We start from the raw sequence: 19,565 nt of genomic DNA on the forward strand, positions 1-19,565 counted from the left end.
TGGTCAGACCGCGAAGAGCAGTCCGGCGCTGATCAGTACGACGATCGCGGTGGCGAAGTGGATGCCGAACGCGACCGCTTTCCTCCCGCCGTGGCGCAGGACTATCAGGGTGTCGACGAGCGGGACGAGTGCCACGCAGACCATGAACCACGCCTCCGCGCGGGCACCGGCGGCGGCCAGCAGGACCAGGCCCAGCAGCCCGAGGGTGCCGTCCCTGAGGCCTTTGACCGACAGGTAGGCGCCGGCGTCGCCCCGGGGGTCGGCTGCGACGCCGTAGCCGGCCGCGGCCGGGCCCGGCTGGAACCAGAACCGGTAGCCGAGGAACACGCAGAACAGGTCGAGCAGGACGGCCAGGGCGTACGCGGTGACGGCCATGGGATCTCCCCGATGCTTTCTAGCAGTGCTAGGAACAGGGGCAAAGCTAGCAGGGCATCGATAGATTGACTAGCGCCGCTAGGATCTGGGACGGAGGATGCTCCGGCGCCTCTGCGGGAGGCGAAGGCAGGCGCCGGGGGCTGTGTCGACGTGCGGCTCCCCCGCATGGGCGCGACCCGCCACGACGAACTGGCACCCGTCGACGGCGGCCGGCCAATCCCTTACTCGGCGGCAGACAACGCGGCTACTCGGCGGCAGGCAACGCGGCGCGGGGCCGTTGCCACCCACGGGACCCCCGCGCCCGCAACCACGCCGTCGTCTCCTCGGGCGGCATGGCGGCGGCAACGAGCCACCCCTGCACGGCGTCACACCCGAGATCCCGCAGCCGCTCCCACGTCTCGTCGTCCTCCACCCCTTCGGCGACGACGAGCAACCCCAGCGAATGCGCCAGATCCACCGTGCACCGCACGATCTCCGCGTCCTCGGTGTCCACAGCCAGCCGCGCCACGAACGACCGGTCGATCTTCAGCTCGCTCACCGGCAGCCGCCGCAGATGCACCAGGGACGAATACCCGGTGCCGAAGTCGTCCAGCGACATCTTCACGCCGTGCCCGGTCAGTCCCGCCAGGGTGTCCGCGGCCCGCTGCGGATCCTCCAGCAGCACATGCTCCGTTATCTCCAGCTGCAAGGCCCCCGGGGGGACCCCGTGCCGGGCCAGCCGCGCGGCGACCGACCCCGCGAACCCGGGCGTGTGGACGTCGCGCGGGGAGACGTTGACGGCGACCGGGACCCGCAGCCCCTGCGCGCGCCACTTGGCGACCTGCCCGAGCGCGGTCTCCAGGACGTACTCGGTCAGATGGGGCATCAGCCCGGAGGACTCGGCGATCGCTATGAACTCGTCCGGAGGGACCTTCCCGCGCTCGGGGTGCACCCAGCGCACCAGCGCCTCCAGGCCGGCGACCTGGCCGTCGAAGCGGACCTTGGGCTGGTAGTGCAGCTGCACCTCGTGCGCGTCCAGCGCCCGGCGCAGATCGCCCAGCAGACCGAGCCGGTCGGGGGTGTTGGAGTCCCGCTTGGACTCGTACACCTCGACGCCCGTACGGTCCCTCTTCGCCTGGTACATCGCCACATCGGCGCGCCGCAGCAGCCCTTCGGCGTCCAGCGCGTGGTCGGGGAAGACGGCGACGCCGGCGCTGGCCTCCAGGACGAGGGTGAGCCCGTCGAGGTCCAGCGGGGAGCTGAGCGCGGCGACCAGGCCGCGGGCGACCCGGGTGGCCGAGGTCGTGGAGTCGGCCACGGGCAGTAACACGGCGAACTCGTCGCCGCCGAGCCGCGCGGCCTCCGCTCCGCGCGGCAGGGCGAGCCGCAGCCGGTCGGCTATCTGGAGCAGCAGCCGGTCACCGGCGAGATGACCGAGGGTGTCGTTCACCGACCGGAAACGATCGAGGTCGATCAGCATGAGGGCGGAGCGGGCGCCGATGCGTTCGGCGTCGTCGAGGGCCGTCCAGATCCGCTCCAGCAGCCACTGCCGGTTGGGCAGCCCGGTCAGCGGGTCGCGCAACTGCTCCTCGGCACGCGCGCGGGCCATCCACAGGGTGGAGTCCAGGGCGATGAGCGGGATGGCGAACAGGGGGAGCAGGACCGGCCGGGCGACGGCGACGACGCAGAGCAGCGGTGCGATGCCGAGCAGCGCCACGGCGACCAGGCCCTGTCTCACCAGGGCGGTGCGGGCCACGGTGGGCAGTCCGCCGCCGCGCGGGGCGTACAGGTACCACTGCAGGCCGCGGCTGACGGCGAGGTAGGCGACGGCGGCGAGGATCACCTCGGGCGCGGTGGCGATGGTCCAGCTGTCGGGCCGCCAGGGCGTCTCGACGCTCGGGACGCGGCCGAACAGGCCGAGCAGCAGCGCTCCGGTGCCGATGCCGAGGATGTCCACCGCGCCGTGCAGCACGCCCTGCCGCCAGTGGTGGCGCCGGGCGATGCCGACCAGGACGACGACGGTGAGGCTGACCATGCCGGCCGGCACCCAGCCGTAGAGCAGCAGCACGGCGAGGGTGAGCGCGGCGCCGGAGCCCGTCCCGCGCCACCAGCGGGCGCGGCCCAGCATCACGAGGTGGCCGACGATGACACCGGTGAGCAGGGCCAGCGCCCAGCCGGCGGTGACGCTCGGGAAGAGGGCGTGGTGGCCGCTGAAGGCGCGGTAGAAGCCGGCGCCGAGGACGAACGCGGCGGCGGCCACGACGGTCGCGGGCAGGGTGGGCCAGGACAGGTGCCGTTCGGGGTCGGCGCCGGTCGGGCCGGGGGCGGGCGCGATGGCCACGGGTATGGGCGGGTGGGCGTCGGTGGCGGTGCCCGGTCCGGCCGCGCGGGCCCGACCGCCCGTACGTCCGTGTGCCCGGCCCGTCCATCGGGTGGCCCGCCAGGTGCACGCGCGTCGGCGCGGGCGCAGCCGTGAGTCCGGGGCGACGCTCTCGGTCGGTTCCATTCCCGTCCCTCTCACAGCCGGCGGTGCCCACGCCACGCGGCCCGATGTCCGACAGCCATCAGCAGCTCCGCGTTGAAGAAACCTTCCTCGCACGCCGGGAGCGCACGGGGATGCCCCAACCGCAGCTGGGCACGGCAGGTGCACATCTCAACAGTAGGCCGCGGAAGGCTTCCACGGGCACCGGTCGTCGACGGTTGCCCGAATGCGCCCGGGCCACCCGTATGCAACTGATATGCGCCGAACGGGTGACCTTCAACCGCTACTACTCGGTCGGAAGCGCGACTTCGGCCGCGGCTTCGGGGCCCTGCTCCAAGAGGACGCCGAAACCGTCCTCGTTCAGGACCGGAACCTTCAATTGCATGGCTTTGTCGTACTTCGATCCCGGGTTGTCACCCACAACGACGAACGAGGTCTTCTTCGACACCGATCCGGTCACCTTCGCGCCCCGGCTCTGCAGTGCCTCCTTCGCGCCGTCGCGGGTGAAGTTCTCCAGCGTGCCGGTGACGACGACCGTGAGCCCCGCCAGCGGGCGCGGGCCCTCGTCCTCGCCGGTCGAGGCGTCCTCCAGCGGGACTCCGGCCGCCTTCCACTTGCGGACGATCTCGCGGTGCCAGTCCTCGGCGAACCATTCCTTGAGCGCCGCGGCGATGATCGGGCCGACGCCGTCGGTGGTCGCGAGCTCTTCCTCGGTGGCCTGTTCGATGCGGTCGATGGAGCGGAACTCGCGGGCGAGGGCCTGCGCGGCGACCGGTCCGACGTGCCGGATGGACAGGCCGTTCAGGAAGCGCGCCAGCGGGCGGGACTTGGCCGCCTCGATGTTCTCCAGCAGCGCGAGGGTGTTCTTCTTGGGCTCGCCCTTCTGGTTGGCGAAGACCGTGACGACCTTCTCCTCGCCCGTCTTGGGGTCCCGCTTGGGCAGGCCGCTGTCGGGGTCGAGGACATAGGCCTTGATGGGCAGCAGCTTCTCCACCGTCAGGTCGAACAGGTCGCCCTCGTCCACCAGCGGCGGGTCGGCCGGCTCCAGCGGGCGGGTGAGCGCGGCGGCGGCCACCGCACCGAAGTGCTCGATGTCCAGGCACTCGCGTCCGGCGAGATAGGAGACGCGCTCGCGCAACTGGGCCGGGCAGGTGCGGGCGTTGGGGCAGCGGAGGTCGATGTCGCCCTCCTTCATGGGCCTGAGCGGGGTGCCGCACTCGGGGCACTCGCCCGGCATCACGAACTCGCGCTCGCTGCCGTCGCGCAGGTCGACCACCGGGCCGAGGATCTCCGGGATGACGTCACCGGCCTTGCGCAGGACGACCGTGTCGCCGATGAGGACGCCCTTGGCCTTGACGACCTCCTGGTTGTGCAGGGTGGCGAACTCCACCTCGCTGCCCGCGACCGTGACCGGCTCGACCTGGGCGTACGGCGTGACCCGGCCCGTGCGGCCGACGCCTACCTTGATGTCGACGAGCTTGGTGTTGACCTCTTCCGGCGCGTACTTGTAGGCGATCGCCCAGCGCGGCGCACGCGCGGTGGAGCCCAGGCGGCCCTGGAGGCGGATCTCGTCCAGCTTGACGACGACACCGTCGATCTCGTGCTCCACGGAGTGGCGGTTCTCGCCGTAGTGGGCGATGAACTCGCGTACGCCGTCGAGGTCGTCGACCACGCGGTTGTGCGGGGAGGTGGGCAGGCCCCAGGTCTTCAGCAGGTCGTAGGCCTGGGAGAGGCGGGTCAGGCCCTTGAAGCCCTCCAGGGCACCGATGCCGTGGACGACCATGTGCAGCGGGCGGGTGGCGGTGACCCGTGGGTCCTTCTGGCGCAGCGAACCGGCGGCGGCGTTGCGGGGGTTGGCGAACGGCTTGTCGCCGGCGGCGACCAGGCGTTCGTTCAGTTCGAGGAACTTCCCCATCGGGAAGTAGACCTCGCCGCGGATCTCCACGAGGTCGGGCACCTGGTCGCCCCCCAGGCGGTCCGGGATCTCGGCGATCGTACGGACGTTGGGCGTGATGTCCTCGCCGGTGCGGCCGTCGCCGCGGGTCGCCGCGCGGGTGAGCCGGCCGTTCTCGTACGTGAGGTTGACCGCCAGGCCGTCCACCTTCAGCTCGCACAGGAAGTGGTAGTCCTGGTCGCCGAGTTCGCGCGCGATGCGCTCGGCCCAGGCGGCCAGCTCGTCGTCGTTGAAGGTGTTGTCGAGCGACAGCATGCGCTGGCGGTGCTCGACCGCGGTGAACTCCGTCTCGTACGACCCCGCGACCTTCTGGGTCGGCGAGTTCGGGGTGCGCAGCTCCGGATACTGCTCCTCCAGGGACTCCAGGGTCTTCAGGATCTTGTCGAACTCGGCGTCGCTGATGACGGGAGCGTCCTTCACGTAGTACCGGAAGCGGTGCTCCTCGATCTGTTCAGCGAGCTGCGCGTGCTTGTCACGTGCCTCGGCGGGCACTGCCGTCTCCGCCTGCTGCTTGTCGCCGGCCACCGTGTTGTCCTCCCGTTACTCTGGGTTGTCCGCGAGGGATCTCGCCGCCCGGACGCAGTGGGCGAGCGCCTGGCGTGCGTAACCGGGGGAAGCGCCCGCCAGACCGCACGCCGGAGTGATGGTGACCGCCTCCGCGAGCAGCCCCGGATGCAGCCCCAGCCTGCGCCACAGCGTCCTGACACCCATGACGCTACCGGCAGGGTCTGACAATGGGCCGTCCGTGCCCGGCACGACACCGGCGAACAGCCGGGTACCGCCCTCGACGGCCTCGCCGATCGCGTCGTCGTCACGTTCGGTGAGCAGCGAGAAGTCGAGGGAGACGCCGGCCGCGCCGGCCCGCCGCAGCAGGGCGAGCGGCACGTCGGGGGCGCAGGAGTGGACGATCACGGGCCCGCCGCCATGGGCGCCGATCACGTCGCGCAGGGTGGCCTCCACAATCTGCCGGTCCACGGCCCGGTGCGTGCGGTAGCCGCTGGCGGTACGGACCTGTCCGCGCAGGACGGCGGTGAGGGAGGGCTCGTCGAGCTGGAGCACGAGCCGGGCGCCCGGGATCCGGCGGCGCACCTCGGCGAGGTGCAGGCGCAGCCCCTCGGCCAGGGAGGAGGCGAGGTCACGGCAGGCGCCGGGGTCGGAGAGGGCGGCCTCGCCGTTCTTGAGCTCCAGCGCGGCGGCGAGGGTCCACGGCCCGACCGCCTGCACCTTCAGATCCCCCTCGTAGTCCTCGGTGAACTCCTCCAGGGCGTCCAGGTCCTCCCTCAACCATGACCGCGCCCGCTGGGTGTCCCGGCCCGGCCGGTCCCCGATCCGCCAGCCGCTGGGCTCCACGCGTGCGTACAACTCGACGAGCATCCCGGCGGTACGGCCGATCATGTCCGCGCCGGGTCCGCGCGCGGGCAGCTCGGGCAGATACGGAAAGTCCTCGAAGCTGCCGGTGACGGTCTTGACCGCCTCCCTGGCGTCCCCGCCGGGCATGGACCCGATGCCGGTGGCCCCCGGGAACCTGAACTGGCTGTTCTCAATCACCCCGGCAGGGTATGCCGAACACCCAGGGGGCTCGCCCCCTGGACCCCCGGGGCCTTCGCCCGCCCACCCGACTCGGCCGGCCGGGAGACGGGCGGGTCGGCGTCTCGACAGATGTCGCCCGTGAACTCGCCCGTGGTGGTCGGCGCGCGCAGTTCCGTCAGCTCCTCCGCCGCGAAGACCTCGGCGCCGTCCGCCCCGCTCACCGCCCCGGTCGTACCGTCAGGTCGTTGATCTCCGCGTCTGCGGGCAAATCCAGGGCCATGAGGATCGTCGTGGCGACCGACTCGGGGTCGATCCACTTGGACGCGTCGTAGTCCTTGCCCTCCTGTTGGTGGACCTTGGCCTGCATGGGGCTGGCCGTGCGGCCGGGGTAGACCGAGGTGACCCGGATGCCGTTGGGGTGCTCCTCGTGGCGCAGCGCGTCGGCGAGGGCCTTCAGGCCGTGCTTGGAGGCGGCGTAGGCGGACCAGCCGGCGTGGGCGCTCAGGCCGGCGCCGGAGTTCACGAAGATCACATGGCCGCGGGCCGCACGCAGCTGGGGCAGGAAGTGCCGGGTCAGCTCGGCGGGGGCGATCAGGTTGACGTTGAGCTGGTGGTGCCAGGACTTGGGAGTCAGATCGCCGACCTCGCCCAGATCGACGACACCGGCGATGTGCAGCAGGGAGTCCACGCGGTCCGGGAGGGTCTGGTGGGAGAACGCCCAGGAGAGCCGGTCCGGATCCGCGAGGTCGCCCACCAGGGTGCGGGCGCCGGGGAACTCGGCCGCCAGTTCCTTCGCGCGGCCCGCGTCACGCGCGTGCAGGACGACGTCGTCCCCGCGCGCGTGCAGACGGCGGGCGACGGCCGCCCCGATGCCGGACCCGGCCCCGGTGATCACATGAGTAGCCATGCCCGCCATGCTCGCATCAGCGGATGCCGAGCGACTCCTCCAGGTACGCCAGCGCGCCGACCGGCTCCTCGGCGAAGAACACCAGATCGGACAGCGGGCGGGGCAGGAAGCCCTCCTCCTCCATGCGGCGGAACTGCTGCTTGAGGCCGTCGTAGAAGCCCGCGGTGTTCAGCAGGACGACCGGCTTCTCGGTGCGGCCGTGCTTCTTCAGCTCCAGGATCTCGGTGGCCTCGTCCAGCGTGCCGGTGCCGCCCACCATGATCACCACGGCGTCGGCCTTCTCCAGCAGGAGCTTCTTGCGCTCGGCGAGGTCGGCGGCGATGACCATCTCGTCCGCGCCGGGCCGCGCCTTGTTGGCGAGGAACTCCACGGACACGCCCAGCAGCCTGCCGCCCGCCTCGTGCACCCCGTCCGCGACGACCTTCATCAGACCGACGTTGGAGCCGCCCCACACCAGGGTGTGACCGGCCTTGCCGATGAGTTCGGCGAACTCGCGCGCGGGGCGCGTGTAACGCTCGTCGAGGTCGGCGGCGGACAGGAAGACGCAGATGTTCATGGCCCCTACCGTACGGCCCGCCCCGTACGCGGGAAGAAGCGCGGGCCCGCCAGTGCTGTCCCTGTATGACCGAAGGACACACGATCACCATCGACAAGAGCGAGCAGCACGTGCGCGTGGTGCACGGCGACCAGGTGCTCGCGGAGACCGACCGGCCGCTGGTGCTGCGCGAGACCGGCTGTCCGGTGCGGTACTACATCCCCGCCGAGGATGTACGGCTCGATCTGCTGACCCCCTCCACCACACACACCGTGTGCCCCTTCAAGGGCACGGCGTCCTACTGGTCGCTGCCGGACGCGCCGGACCTGGTGTGGGCGTACCCGGAGCCGAAGCCGGGGGTGGCGGAGATCAAGGATCACTTCTGCTTCTACGACGTCGACGTGTCGTGAGCGATGAGTCCGTACCGGTACGGCAGTCTGCACCGACATGGACAAGAAGACGACTTCTCGGGACGGAACGGCCCTCGCGTACCAAGTGACCGGTCAGGGGCCGACGGTGATCCTGGTGAGCGGCGCGATGTCCACCGGTGGCACCGTGGCGCCCCTGGGGCAGCGGCTCGCGGGCCGCTGCACGGTCGTCGTCTACGACCGCCGGGGCCGCGGCGAGAGCGGGGACACGAAGCCCTACGCGGTCGAGCGCGAGGTCGAGGACCTGGCCGCGCTGATCGACGCCGTGGGAGGCCAGGCGGCGCTGTTCGGGGTCTCCTCGGGCGGCGCGCTGGTGCTGGAGGCGGTGGCGAGCGGGCTGCCGGTCGGCCGGGCGGCCGTGTACGAGGTGCCGTACGCGGACTTCCTCCGGGGAGGTGCCGAGCGGGAGGCCACCTACAAGGAGCAGCTGAACAAGGCGCTCTCGGAGGAGCGGCGCGGGGACGCGGTGGAGCTGTTCCTGCGGCTGACGGGTCTGGCCGAGGGGATGATCCAGCGCGCCCGCCAGTCGCCGATGTGGGCCGGGATGGAGGCCGTCGCTCCGAGTCTGGCGTACGACGACTCGGTCATGGGCGACGGACTGCTCCCCCGGGACCGGCTCGCCGGGATCTCCGTGCCCGTGCTGGCGGTCGCGGGCGGCGCGAGCCCGGAGTGGATGCGCGAGGCGTGCCGGGAGATCTCCAGGACGGTGCCCGAGGCCGCGTACCGCGAGCTGGCGGGCCAGACCCACATGGTGGAGCCGGACGTCCTGGGGCCGGTGCTGGCGGAGTTCTTCGCGGGCTAGGCGGCGGGCTCGCTGCCGGCTACACCGCCGCGGCCGTCGCGCGCGTGGTCGACGCGATCGTCGCCGAGCCGACCACGCGCGTGCCGTCGTACAGCACGATCGCCTGGCCGGGGGCGACGCCGCGGACCGGTTCGGTGAAGCGCACGCGCAGTTCGCCGTCGACCGGCTCCGCGATGACCTCGGTCTCGCCGCCGTGGGCGCGCAGCTGGGCGGTGTAGGTGCCGGGGCCGGTGGGGGCGGTGCCGCACCAGCGGGGCTTGATGGCGGTGAGGGCGGTGACGTCCAGGGCGGCGGCGGGGCCGACGGTGACCGTGTTGGTGACCGGGGAGATGTCGAGGACGTAGCGGGGCTTGCCGTCGGGGGCGGGGGTGCCGATGCGCAGGCCCTTGCGCTGGCCGATGGTGAAGCCGTAGGCGCCCTCGTGCGTGCCCACCTTGGTGCCGGACTCGTCGACGATGTCGCCCTCCGCCCGGCCCAGCCGCTTCGCCAGGAAGCCCTGGGTGTCGCCGTCGGCGATGAAGCAGATGTCGTGCGAGTCGGGCTTCTTGGCGACCGCGAGACCGCGGCGCTCGGCCTCGGCGCGGATCTCCTCCTTGGTGGTGACCGTGTCGCCGAGCGGGAACATCGCGTGGGCGAGCTGCTCCTCGTCCAGCACACCGAGGACGTACGACTGGTCCTTCGCCATGTCGGAGGCGCGGTGCAGCTCGCGGGAGCCGTCCGCACGCACGATCACCTTGGCGTAGTGACCGGTGCAGACCGCGTCGAAGCCGAGGGCGAGCGCCTTGTCGAGCAGCGCGGCGAACTTGATCTTCTCGTTGCAGCGCAGGCACGGGTTGGGGGTGCGGCCGGCCTCGTACTCGGCGACGAAGTCCTCGACCACGTCCTCGCGGAAGCGGTCGGCGAGGTCCCAGACGTAGAAGGGGATGCCGATGACGTCGGCCGCGCGGCGGGCGTCACGCGAGTCCTCGATGGTGCAACAGCCCCGCGCGCCGGTCCTGAACGACTGCGGGTTCGCGGAGAGCGCGAGGTGGACGCCGGTGACGTCGTGGCCGGCTTCCGCGGCGCGTGCGGCGGCGACGGCGGAGTCGACTCCACCGGACATGGCGGCGAGGACGCGGAGGGGGCGCTGCGGGGTCTCAGTCATAGCTCCTCCAGGGTACGGGGCCGTGGGAACCGGGACCGCCGGATATCCGTTGACGATCACAAGGGGCGGAACGGGGCGTGTGCGGGGGCGGAATGAGTGACACGGATCGGCGGCTGGGGCGGCGGGCCCTGCTGGTCGGCGGCGCGGCGGCCGCCGTGGGCACGGCCGCGCTGGCCCGCGAGGAGCTGACGCACCTGTGGTGGCGGCTGCCCGGGGTGGAGAAGCCCCGGGTGGCGGGGGCCGTGGACTTCCGGGGCGCGCGCTGGGTGCCGGCCTCCCCGGCCAACTACCGGCGGGCGGACCGGCCGGACGACTACGCGGTCGACCGGGTCGTCATCCATGTCACGCAGGGCGGCTACGCGAGCGCGGTGAAGGCATTCCAGGACCCGGCGCACGGCGCGGCGGCGCACTACATCGTGCGCAAGGACGGCCGGATCACCCAGCTGATACGGGAACTGGACGTGGCCTTCCACGCAGGCAACCGGGAGTACAACGAGCGCAGTGTCGGCATCGAGCACGAGGGCTTCGTCGCGGACGCGTCCTCCTTCACAGACGCCATGTACTCGTCCTCGGCGCGGCTGACGGCGGCGATATGCGGGCGGTACGGCATACCCGTGGACCGTGAGCACATCATCGGGCACGTGGAGGTGCCGGGGACGGACCACACTGATCCGGGGCCGCACTGGGACTGGGACCGATATCTGAAAAAAATCAAGAACTAGGCCCTTTTTTGTCCGGTAAGTGCCGTTCTATGCTGGTTGCAAGACCTACGAGACGAGTGAGGGAGCCCAAGCGGAGTAGCCGACGTCAGCGAGAGATACCTGTTCTCTTCAAGGAGAGGTACATCGTCTCCGCTGGTGCCGACGTCGACGCTCGGGCTGAGAGGCCAGAAGGTCGCAAGGACTGGACCGGATGGCGACCCCCAGAACCTGATCCGGACAATGCCGGCGAAGGGAACCCGCCTCGTAGGTCGCTTTCATGTCCCGGTACGCGCCCCGGCGCCCGTTCGCGCCCTCAGCTGAGTCCCGCCGCCCGGGCGCGCTCCACCGCCGGGCCGATCGCCTTGGCGACCGCCTCGACGTCCGCCTCCGTGGAGGTGTGACCGAGGGAGAAGCGCAGGGTGCCGCGGGCCAGGTCCGGGTCGGTGCCGGTGGCGAGCAGGACGTGGCTGGGCTGGGCGACGCCCGCGGTGCAGGCGGAGCCCGTCGAGCACTCGATGCCCTGGGCGTCCAGCAGGAGCAACAGGGAGTCGCCCTCGCAGCCGGGGAAGGTGAAGTGCGCGTTGGCCGGCAGCCGGCCCTCGGGCGCCGGGTCGCCGCCGAGGATCGCGTCCGGGACGGCACTGCGGACGGCCGCGATCAGCTGGTCGCGCAGGGCGCCGACCTCCCGGGCGAACCACTCCCGCCGCTCGCCGGCGAGCCGGCCGGCTACGGCGAAGGCGGCGATGGCCGGGACGTCGAGGGTGCCGGAGCGGACGTGCCGCTCCTGGCCGCCGCCGTGCAGGACGGGTACGGGGGTCTGGTCGCGGCCCAGCAGCAGCGCGCCGATGCCGTACGGGCCGCCGATCTTGTGGCCGGAGACGGTCATCGCGGCGAGGCCGGAGGCGGCGAAGTCGACCGGGACCTGACCGAAGGCCTGGACCGCGTCGGCGTGCATCGGGATCCCGAACTCGGCGGCCACCTCGGCGAGTTCGCGCACCGGCAGGATCGTGCCGATCTCGTTGTTGGCCCACATCACGGTGACCAGGGCGACGTCGTCGGGGTTGCGGGCGATGGCCTCGCCCAGGGCGTCGGGGTGGACGCGGCCGTAGGAGTCGACGGGGAGGTACTCGACCGTCGCGCCCTCGCGCTCGCCGAGCCAGTGGACGGCGTCCAGGACGGCGTGGTGCTCGACGGGGCTGGCGAGGATCCGGGTGCGGGCCGGGTCGGCGGCGCGCCGAGACCAGTACAGGCCCTTGACGGCGAGGTTGTCGGCTTCGGTGCCGCCGGAGGTGAAGACGACCTCGCTGGGGCGGGCGCCGAGCGCTTCGGCGAGGGTTTCGCGGGATTCCTCGACCGTGCGGCGTGCCTGCCGGCCGGATGCGTGGAGGGAGGAGGCGTTGCCCGTGATGCTCAACTGGGCGGTCAGGGCCTCTGCCGCCTCCGGGAGCATCGGGGTGGTCGCGGCGTGGTCGAGGTAAGCCATGGTGCCCTGATTCTACGGCCCCCTTCCAGCGTGCCTCGGCCGCGAGGTCGCGCCTTGGCGGGGGGCGGCTTGCGGGGGCTGCGGCTGGGCCCGGCAGGGGTGCCCTGTGCCGGGCTTGCCGTGCGCCCTGCCGCGCAGCACCTGCGCGTGGTGGCGAGACGCCCTGCGTCGGGCCTGCCGTGCGCCCTACCCGAGCAGCAGCTGAGCTCGATGACGAGGCACTGTGCGTCGGGCCTGCCGTGCGCTCCACCCGCGCTGCACCTGAGCTCGGTGGCGAGACACCCTGCGCTGTCAGCCGTGCCCACCCGTTCCGCCCCAGCGGAACGACTGCCCACGGCGGTGGCGAGGTGGCCGGCCAAGCGCCCCGCGGCGAGAACGGCGGTGGCGGGCGGCGGGACGGCTGCCCTACGCCGGTGGCGGGCGCGGGACAAGTGCCACACCGTGAGAACGGCGGTGGCGAGCGGCGGACGGGGTGCCCCACGGCGGTGGTTGGGACCAGGCCGGATGCCCCGCGGCGGGAACGGCGGTGGCGGGCGGCGACCCAGATGCCCCACCGCAGTAGCAGGCAGCAGCCCAGATGCCCCACGGCGGTGGCGGCCCGGCGGACCACATGCCCCACGGCGGTGGTGGGAGCAGGTCGGATGCCCCGCGAGGGAACGGCGGTGGGGGGTGCTCGAGTTGTGGTCGGTGGCCCCGTCGTCCTCGGGGCACTGGCCGGTCAGGTGGGGGTCACAGGCTCCACGACAGGGTGTGGGAGACCTGCATGGCGATCGCCAGGGTGACCAGGTCGGCGACGCCCAGGGTCAAGCCCAGGAGGGCCCGGCCACGGCGGGCGGTGCCGCGCCAGAGGGCGGCGGCGGCAAGGACGATGGCGATCGGGCCGAGGAAGATGTTGAGGACGAGCAGGCCGAGAAGGCCGAGGATGAAGGACGCCACGGCCATGCCGTCGGCGTCGCGCGCGGCCGGGCGGGTGTCGTTGCCGCTCGTGACCGGTGCGGTGAGTTGCATGGTGCTCAGCTCCTGGAAGTCGTGGCGGACGGTCAGTTGGCCGGCGTACGGCGTCGGCGGCCGAGGCGCTCGCGGATCGCGAAGATGCCGAGCCAGACGGCGATGACGGCGGCGACCGCGGCGGTGACGGTCAGCGGCGCGTGGGCGACGGTGCCCAGCACGACACCGAGCAGCATGAGTGCGGCGACGAGGAACAACATGGGATCAGATCCCCCTCCGGGATACCTCGTATCGGGCCGGTGTGAAGCTTCGGTGAACGGTTGTAGTAACAGTTGTTCACTGACTTCTACTCTAACGCGCTTCTCGACTTCCCAATTCCAGAGAACAGTTGTTAACTGGATGACATGAGTCACACCCTCGGCATCCGGCAGGCGCAGAAGCAGAAGACCCGGCAGGCGTTCCTCGACGCCGCGCTCGCGCTGCTGGAGGAGCAGAGCCTGAGCAGCCTGGGTCTGCGCGAGGTCACCCGGGCCGTCGGCGTCGCCCCGACCGCGTTCTACCGGCACTTCCGCTCGACCGCCGACCTCGGTGTCGCGCTGGTCGACGAGGCGCTGGGCAGTCTGCATCCCATGGTGCGCACGACCGTGTCCGCGGCGGGCGACAGCGAGGAACGCATCGCGCGGGCCATCGAGTTGATCGCCCACCACGTGGACCAGTACCCCGCACATGTCCGGTTCATCGCCCGGGAACGGCACGGCGGCGTGCAGCCGGTGCGCGAGGCCATTCAGGCCCAACTGGCCCGGTTCGCCGAGGAGGTGAAGGCCGAGCTGGCCAAGGATCCCGAGGCCGCCGGCTGGAGCGAGGACGACCTGCTGATGCTCGCGCATCTCTACGTCGACCAGATGCTGATCACCGCCTCGCTGTTCCTGGAGGCCCTGGAGGCCCCGGCGGAGGAGCGGGAGCGCGTCACCCAGCTCGCCACCCGGCAGCTGCGGCTCATCAGCATCGGCCGCGGCCACTGGCTGGACTGAACCACCAGGGACACAGGAACCCGCCGGGCACAGAAACCCCACCGGGCAAGGAAAACTCCGGGCACAGGCAGGGGCGGCACGCCCAGCGCGCACCGCCCCCCACCGCCGCTCAGCCCCGCTGGGCGCTCAGCCCTGCCGGGCCTGTCCCCCGCCCGGACCACCACAGCCGCCACCCTGGCCGCCGCCGGTACCGCCCTGCCCGCCCCGGCCACCGGGCGCGCCGCTCGGCATGCCCGAGGGCACGCCGCTGGGTGTGCCGCTCGGCTTCACGGTGGACGCTCCCGACGACGCGCCCGACGGCACGCCCGACGGGGCACCGGACGGCATCCCGCTCAACCGGCGGCCGCCGGCACCGCCCGTGGGCATGCCGGACGGCGCCTGACAGCCCTGCTGCTGACCGGAGTTGCTGCCGAAGGAGGAGGGCGAATCGCCGGAGCCGCACGCCGTCAGCAGCAGCGGGGACAGGGCCAGCAGGGCGACGGCGGGCACGAGACGGACACGCTTCATGAGAGTCAGCTCCGGTGAGGATGAGGAAGTCCTGCGGAGCCGCACTCAACCAACGTCGGCTTGGCGGTACTTGAGCCCATCCTGTCCGCCGGCTGTCAATCCCGGCTCAAGGGCCCCCTTGGTACAAGGCGGTGACAGAACGGGCCGCCGTCAGCAGTTCCGCGCGGGCCTCGGGCGGGTCCAGCAGCTCGACCTGGTCGGAGAACGCGAGGAGTTGGCGGACCGCGCGCAGCACCGGAAAGACCAGCCGGGCAGTGACCCACTCGCTCTCGCCGTCGTCGTCGGGGAGTTCGATGAGCTGCGCGGCCATCACGCGCTGGAGCATGTCGAGGCGCGCCCGCCGCACCCGGACCGTGACCTCGGTCCCGCCCCCGGGCCGCTCCTCCACCTGGCGCCGCAACACCTCCCAGACGTCGGCGAGTTCGATGCCCGGGCGGCGCCGCACCGGCTCGTCCAGCGGCCGGGCCGAGCGGATCCGGTCGGCCCGGAACAGCCGGGGCGCTCCGCGCCGGTCGGCTACCAGGTACCAGACCCCGGCCTTGGCGACCAGGCCGTACGGGTCCACGGTGTACGTCCGCGGCTCCCGCTCCCCGCTGTGCCGATAGCGCAGCCTCAGGCGCCGGTCGGCGAAGACCGCCTCCTGCAGCACCTCCAGGTCGACCGCCTGCGGGGGGCCGCTCTTCCAGCGGGTGGCGTCGACCAGGATGCGACGGCTGGTCACCTCGGCGGCGGGCCGGTGCGGCGCCGGAAGCGCGGCCATCACCTTGCGCAGGGCCGAGCCGAGGGCCGCGTCCAGGCCGAGAGCGGCGTGGGCGCCCTGGGCGGCCAGGATGAACAGGGCGCGGGACTCGTCGGCGGTCAGTCCGGTGACGTCGGTGCGGAAGCCGGCGAGGAGTTCGATGCCGCCGTGCCGGCCGCGCTCGGCGTACACCGGGACACCGGAGGCCGACAGCGCCTCGATGTCCCGGTAGATGGTGCGGACCGACACCTCCAGCCGGTCGGCGAGTTCATGCGCGGGGACGCGGCCCCGGGTCTGCAGGAGCAGCAGGATCGACAGCAGCCGGTCGGACTTCACGCGCCCAGAATCCCGTCCTCGGCGAGCTTCTCGCAAATGTTGACGGGAGATGTCAGGTTATCCCGCGATCCTCGTCCTACCGACTCACGGAGAAACAGAGAGGCACACCATGACGACCACCGGCTTCACCGACCCGCGCCCCCTCTACACCCGTGCCACCGAGCAGGCGGCGACCCTTATCAAGAGCGTGCGCCCCGAACACCTCACCGGCCCGACACCGTGTTCCGAGTTCGATGTACGGGCCCTGCTGGGCCACATGGTCGGCGGCACCCGGCGGATCGCGGTGGTCGGCGAGGGCGGCGACGGAATGGCGGTGGAGCCGACCGCCCACGGGGTCGCGGACGACGGCTGGGCGGCGGCCTACGACGAGGTGCGCGTCCGCGTCCTGAAGGCCTGGGAGAGCGACGAGCGGATGACGTCACCGGTGCGGGTGCCGTGGGGCGAGGTGCCGGGGCACGCGGCGCTCTCCGGCTATGTCATGGAGATCGTGACCCACACGTGGGACCTCTCGGAGGCGGTCGGTCACCCGCTCGAACTCGACCCGGAGCTCGCCGGGTTCGCCCTCGCCACCGCCCGTGCGGTCCTGCCGGACTCCCGGCCGCGGGACGCCGAGACACCCTTCGACAGCCGCTGCGCGGCCCCCGAGGGCGCCGGCGTCTACGGGGAGCTGGCGGCTTGGCTGGGCCGCACCCCGCTGAGCCGAGCCTGACGCACGCCGCTCGGCCGAGCCCGAGTGCGGGGACGCGCCGCTGGGCTTGCGGCCACCTTCGCAGCCCAGCCGAGCCCCGATCCAGCCGAACCGGGGGAGACCGGGTCAGCCCAGCCTCACCCTGGCCAGCTGGCGGGACTGGGCGACCAGGTGGTTCTCGCTGTCCCAGATCTCGGCGTCCTCCTCCAGGAAGCCGCCGGCCAGGTTGCGGGTGGTGATGGACACCCGCAGCGGGCCGGGGGCCGGGCGGCGGCGGACGTGGACGGTGAGTTCGACCGTGGGCACCCAGCCCTTCAGGCCGAGCTCGAAGGCCGTGGGCGGCAGGGCGTCCACCGCGAGCAGCAGAGACAGCGGGTCGGGCTCGCGGCCGTCGGCCAGGCCGAACCAGGCCCGCATCTCGCCCTTGCCCGAGGGCGCGCCGAGGGCCCAGCCGAGGGTCGCCGGGTCCAGCTTGAGCATCAGGCGGTCGGCGATCGCCGAGCCGCCCTCGACCGGAGCAGGACCGTCCTCAGGGCCGAAGCACTCCTCCAGCGGCGGGATCGCGGGCGGCGTCGCCGTCGTACGGACGTCGTCGGGGAGGGCGGTGAGGTCTCCGTAGGAGGCGAGGACGCGGATGCGTTCGACCTCGTTGCCCTCGTCGTCGTACTGGGAGAGGGAGGCCTGGCCGGTGGACAGGGTGCGGCCGGTGCGGACCGTGTCCGTGCGGACGACCGCCGGGCCGGGGCGGGATGCGGTCAGGTAGTGCGCGGAGATCGTGAACGGGTCCGGGTGCGGCAGGGCGTCCGCGAGGGCCCGGCCGAGGACGGCCAGCAGATAGCCGCCGTTGACGGCGTCGAAGATGGTCCAGCCGGCGGAGAGGTCGATGTCGTAGACCCCGGGTTCGCGCCGGGTGACCGCGGTGTCGCGGTCGAACTCGCTGTCGCCGATCACGGCCCGCGACGGGGAGGGTGCGGAAGCTGCTTCTGGCATGGATGAACGGTACAACAGGAAGCTACTAAGCGGTAGCTTTCTCCTGGCGCCGACCGGCTGGATCCCTCTCCCGGGTGAGGTTCCGGCAATTCTTCGGTAAGTGTCCGGACACGTCCACAACCCCGAGCCCGGGTTTCCCCTCTATGGGGACATGAGCCTCACCGGGACTCCGTTCCTCTACACGACCATCGTGCTGGCGGTGGTCGCACTGATACTGCCACTCGTGCTGTGGTCGCGGTTGCGCGGACCCAGGCCGCTGCGTGCCGCGCTCCGGCTGCTGATGCTGCTGTTCGCCCAGGTCACGGCCGTCACGCTGATCTTCGTGCTGGTCAACAACCAGAACAACCTCTACGACAACTGGGCGGACCTGCTCGGCACGGGCAACCACGTGCAGCAGGCCGCCAACCTCGGTGCCGACGGCACCGGCGGCATCGCGTACAAGAAGCTGCCCAAGGTGCAGCAGAAGTTCACCCCCGCCGACGGCCCCGCCATGCACGCGGCCGGCGGCGTCAAGGTCACCCAGCTCAAGGGCCGGGTGTCGGGCGTGAACGCCGAGGTCTACGTCTGGCTGCCGCCGCAGTACAACGAGCCGGCCTACAAGAACAAGAAGTTCCCGGTCGTCGAACTGCTCTCGGGCTATCCGGGTTCGGCGAAGGCCTGGTTCGGCTCGCTGAAGGTGCACGAGCAGCTGGAGCCGCTGATGAAGAGCGGGCAGGTCGCGCCGTTCATCCTGGTGTCGCCGCGGACCAACCTGATCGCCAAGATCGACACGGGGTGCGCCAACATCCCCGGCACCGTGAACGCGGACACGTGGCTGAGCATCGACGTGCCGAAGATGATCACGGACAACTTCCGCGCCGAGTCCGCACCGGACGGCTGGGCCGCGGCCGGCTACTCGGCCGGCGCCCACTGTGCGACCAAGCTCGCGGTCGCGCACCCCGACCGCTACCGGGCCGCCATCAGCCTGTCCGGCTACAACGACCCGATCGGCGAGCGCAACTCGCTGGCCGCCGGGAGCATCGAGCTGCGGCGGGCCAACAACCCCTACTACATCCTGAAGCGCTACCGCACGCCGCCGAGGATCGCGCTGTACATCTCCGGCGAGAACGGCGACGGCTACCAGGCCGGTGTGGCGCTGGAGCAGATCGCGAAGCCGCCGACGTACGTGCGGGTGGTTTTCCTGCCGCGCAGCATGGGCGGGCACTCGATGGCGCTGTGGCGGCCGCAGGTACCGACGGTGTTCGAGTGGCTGACCATGGAGATGGGGCACGGCGGCACCGTGCGGCACAGCCACACGCACACGGCCAGCCCGCTCAGTCCTCGGTCACCGTCGACCGGCGGTTCCACGCACGCGGCGCTCGCCAGTGGAACCGCATCGCGAGCAGGCGCAGCACAAAGGCGGTGACCGCGGCGAGCCCACTGGTGAGGGGGGTCAGGACGTCATAGCGGATGCACAGCACCACCATCGTGGCGCCGACGATCGCTGGGACCGCGTACAGATCGCGGTCCCAGCGCAGCAGTGAGGGCACCTCGTTGGCCAGCACGTCCCGCAGTACGCCGCCGCCGACCGCGGTGGCGAGGCCCAGCGTCGCCGACGCGGTCAGGCCCAGGCCGTAGCTGTATGCCTTCGTCGTACCGCTGACGCAGAACAGGCCGAGGCCGGCCGCGTCGAAGACCAGCACCGCCGACTGGATGCGTTCCACGTGCGGGTGCAGGAAGAAGACGACGAGCGCGGCGAGCAGCGGGGTGAGGAAGTACCCGAGGTCGGTGAAGGCGGCCGGGGGGACGGCTCCGATGACCAGGTCACGGAACAGCCCTCCGCCCAGCGCGGTCACCTCGGCGAGGACGGCGATGCCGAAGACGTCGAAGTTCTTCCGGACGGCCAGCAGCGCGCCGGAGATCGCGAACACGAAGATGCCGATGACATCGAGCGTGTGCTGGACGGAGGGAGTGAAGAATGGCTGGAGCTGCACCCCTACATTCTCACCCGATGAACGGTGTGCGCC

General features: G+C 71.8%; 21 protein-coding genes. 6 read left to right on the forward strand and 15 right to left on the reverse strand.

Annotated elements, in window-relative coordinates; all coding sequences use genetic code 11:
- Positions 1-3: 3 nt before the first annotated feature.
- From ACZ5NH_RS22950 to ACZ5NH_RS22980, 7 genes are all read right to left on the reverse strand, one after another.
- Positions 4-375 (reverse strand): DUF4267 domain-containing protein, encoded by a 372-nt coding sequence (locus ACZ5NH_RS22950; RefSeq protein ID WP_388628257.1) that lies wholly within the window; start codon positions 373-375, stop codon positions 4-6.
- Between the two features lie 244 nt (positions 376-619).
- Positions 620-2,860, reverse strand: coding sequence for a putative bifunctional diguanylate cyclase/phosphodiesterase (locus ACZ5NH_RS22955; RefSeq protein WP_468777657.1), 2,241 nt, complete (start codon positions 2,858-2,860; stop codon positions 620-622).
- 262 nt (positions 2,861-3,122) lie between these two features.
- Complete coding sequence (gene ligA, locus ACZ5NH_RS22960; RefSeq protein WP_468777659.1) at positions 3,123-5,315, reverse strand: NAD-dependent DNA ligase LigA; 2,193 nt, start codon at positions 5,313-5,315, stop codon at positions 3,123-3,125.
- Positions 5,316-5,330: 15 nt separating this feature from the next.
- Positions 5,331-6,338 carry a methionine synthase gene (locus ACZ5NH_RS22965; RefSeq protein WP_468777661.1) on the reverse strand — a complete coding sequence of 336 codons (1,008 nt, stop codon included), beginning with the start codon at positions 6,336-6,338 and terminating at the stop codon, positions 5,331-5,333.
- On the reverse strand, positions 6,335-6,541 hold the full coding sequence (locus tag ACZ5NH_RS22970) for a hypothetical protein (protein WP_468777663.1): 207 nt from the start codon (positions 6,539-6,541) through the stop codon (positions 6,335-6,337). The genes ACZ5NH_RS22965 and ACZ5NH_RS22970 overlap by 4 nt, the downstream gene beginning before the upstream one ends.
- Positions 6,538-7,236, reverse strand: coding sequence for an SDR family oxidoreductase (locus ACZ5NH_RS22975; RefSeq protein ID WP_468777665.1), 699 nt, complete (start codon positions 7,234-7,236; stop codon positions 6,538-6,540). The genes ACZ5NH_RS22970 and ACZ5NH_RS22975 overlap by 4 nt, the downstream gene beginning before the upstream one ends.
- A gap of 7 nt (positions 7,237-7,243) precedes the next feature.
- The gene (locus tag ACZ5NH_RS22980) at positions 7,244-7,783 is read right to left on the reverse strand and encodes an LOG family protein (protein ID WP_388628274.1); all 540 of its coding nucleotides are present in this window, start codon (positions 7,781-7,783) and stop codon (positions 7,244-7,246) included.
- Positions 7,784-7,848: 65 nt separating this feature from the next.
- Between ACZ5NH_RS22980 and ACZ5NH_RS22985 the strand changes: the two genes are divergently transcribed.
- Positions 7,849-8,172 (forward strand): DUF427 domain-containing protein, encoded by a 324-nt coding sequence (locus ACZ5NH_RS22985; protein WP_388628277.1) that lies wholly within the window; start codon positions 7,849-7,851, stop codon positions 8,170-8,172.
- Positions 8,173-8,209: 37 nt separating this feature from the next.
- Entirely contained in the window at positions 8,210-8,992 is a 783-nt protein-coding gene (locus tag ACZ5NH_RS22990; RefSeq protein WP_468777667.1) for an alpha/beta fold hydrolase, read from the forward strand.
- A 19-nt stretch (positions 8,993-9,011) separates the two neighbouring features.
- On the opposite strand, the gene mnmA is transcribed toward ACZ5NH_RS22990, so the two are convergent.
- Positions 9,012-10,136 (reverse strand): tRNA 2-thiouridine(34) synthase MnmA, encoded by a 1,125-nt coding sequence (gene mnmA, locus ACZ5NH_RS22995; protein ID WP_388628284.1) that lies wholly within the window; start codon positions 10,134-10,136, stop codon positions 9,012-9,014.
- Between the two features lie 92 nt (positions 10,137-10,228).
- Here mnmA and ACZ5NH_RS23000 point away from each other — a divergent pair, with 92 nt between their 5' ends.
- Positions 10,229-10,858: an N-acetylmuramoyl-L-alanine amidase gene (locus ACZ5NH_RS23000; protein WP_468777669.1), complete on the forward strand. Its 630-nt coding sequence runs from the start codon at positions 10,229-10,231 to the stop codon at positions 10,856-10,858.
- A gap of 292 nt (positions 10,859-11,150) precedes the next feature.
- Here the strand turns inward: ACZ5NH_RS23000 and ACZ5NH_RS23005 are convergent, their stop codons facing one another.
- The 3 genes from ACZ5NH_RS23005 to ACZ5NH_RS23015 all read right to left on the reverse strand — a co-directional run bounded on the left by ACZ5NH_RS23005 (position 11,151) and on the right by ACZ5NH_RS23015 (position 13,528).
- Positions 11,151-12,320 (reverse strand): cysteine desulfurase family protein, encoded by a 1,170-nt coding sequence (locus ACZ5NH_RS23005; protein ID WP_468777671.1) that lies wholly within the window; start codon positions 12,318-12,320, stop codon positions 11,151-11,153.
- A gap of 729 nt (positions 12,321-13,049) precedes the next feature.
- Positions 13,050-13,328, reverse strand: a complete 279-nt coding sequence (locus tag ACZ5NH_RS23010) for a DUF4190 domain-containing protein (RefSeq protein WP_468777673.1) — start codon at positions 13,326-13,328, stop codon at positions 13,050-13,052.
- A 32-nt stretch (positions 13,329-13,360) separates the two neighbouring features.
- Complete coding sequence (locus ACZ5NH_RS23015; RefSeq protein ID WP_351619472.1) at positions 13,361-13,528, reverse strand: hypothetical protein; 168 nt, start codon at positions 13,526-13,528, stop codon at positions 13,361-13,363.
- 144 nt (positions 13,529-13,672) lie between these two features.
- Here ACZ5NH_RS23015 and ACZ5NH_RS23020 point away from each other — a divergent pair, with 144 nt between their 5' ends.
- Positions 13,673-14,299, forward strand: coding sequence for a TetR family transcriptional regulator (locus ACZ5NH_RS23020; RefSeq protein ID WP_388628298.1), 627 nt, complete (start codon positions 13,673-13,675; stop codon positions 14,297-14,299).
- Between the two features lie 126 nt (positions 14,300-14,425).
- Here the strand turns inward: ACZ5NH_RS23020 and ACZ5NH_RS23025 are convergent, their stop codons facing one another.
- Both ACZ5NH_RS23025 and ACZ5NH_RS23030 read right to left on the reverse strand, forming a co-directional pair.
- Complete coding sequence (locus ACZ5NH_RS23025; RefSeq protein WP_468777675.1) at positions 14,426-14,806, reverse strand: hypothetical protein; 381 nt, start codon at positions 14,804-14,806, stop codon at positions 14,426-14,428.
- 106 nt (positions 14,807-14,912) lie between these two features.
- A complete protein-coding gene (locus ACZ5NH_RS23030) occupies positions 14,913-15,881 on the reverse strand; it encodes a helix-turn-helix transcriptional regulator (protein WP_468777677.1) in 969 nt (322 codons plus the stop codon).
- Positions 15,882-15,990: 109 nt separating this feature from the next.
- Here ACZ5NH_RS23030 and ACZ5NH_RS23035 point away from each other — a divergent pair, with 109 nt between their 5' ends.
- Positions 15,991-16,590, forward strand: a complete 600-nt coding sequence (locus ACZ5NH_RS23035; protein WP_468777679.1) for a TIGR03086 family metal-binding protein — start codon at positions 15,991-15,993, stop codon at positions 16,588-16,590.
- A gap of 105 nt (positions 16,591-16,695) precedes the next feature.
- Here the strand turns inward: ACZ5NH_RS23035 and ACZ5NH_RS23040 are convergent, their stop codons facing one another.
- On the reverse strand, positions 16,696-17,559 hold the full coding sequence (locus tag ACZ5NH_RS23040) for a thioesterase family protein (RefSeq protein WP_468777680.1): 864 nt from the start codon (positions 17,557-17,559) through the stop codon (positions 16,696-16,698).
- Positions 17,560-17,710: 151 nt separating this feature from the next.
- On the opposite strand from ACZ5NH_RS23040, the gene ACZ5NH_RS23045 reads away from it, so the two are divergent.
- Positions 17,711-18,964: an alpha/beta hydrolase gene (locus tag ACZ5NH_RS23045; protein ID WP_388628462.1), complete on the forward strand. Its 1,254-nt coding sequence runs from the start codon at positions 17,711-17,713 to the stop codon at positions 18,962-18,964.
- Here the strand turns inward: ACZ5NH_RS23045 and ACZ5NH_RS23050 are convergent.
- A complete protein-coding gene (locus ACZ5NH_RS23050) occupies positions 18,873-19,532 on the reverse strand; it encodes a trimeric intracellular cation channel family protein (protein WP_388628313.1) in 660 nt (219 codons plus the stop codon). The two genes, ACZ5NH_RS23045 and ACZ5NH_RS23050, sit on opposite strands and share 92 nt — an antisense overlap.
- Positions 19,533-19,565 lie beyond the last annotated feature (33 nt).

The organism is Streptomyces sp. NPDC031426 (genome assembly GCF_055581585.1).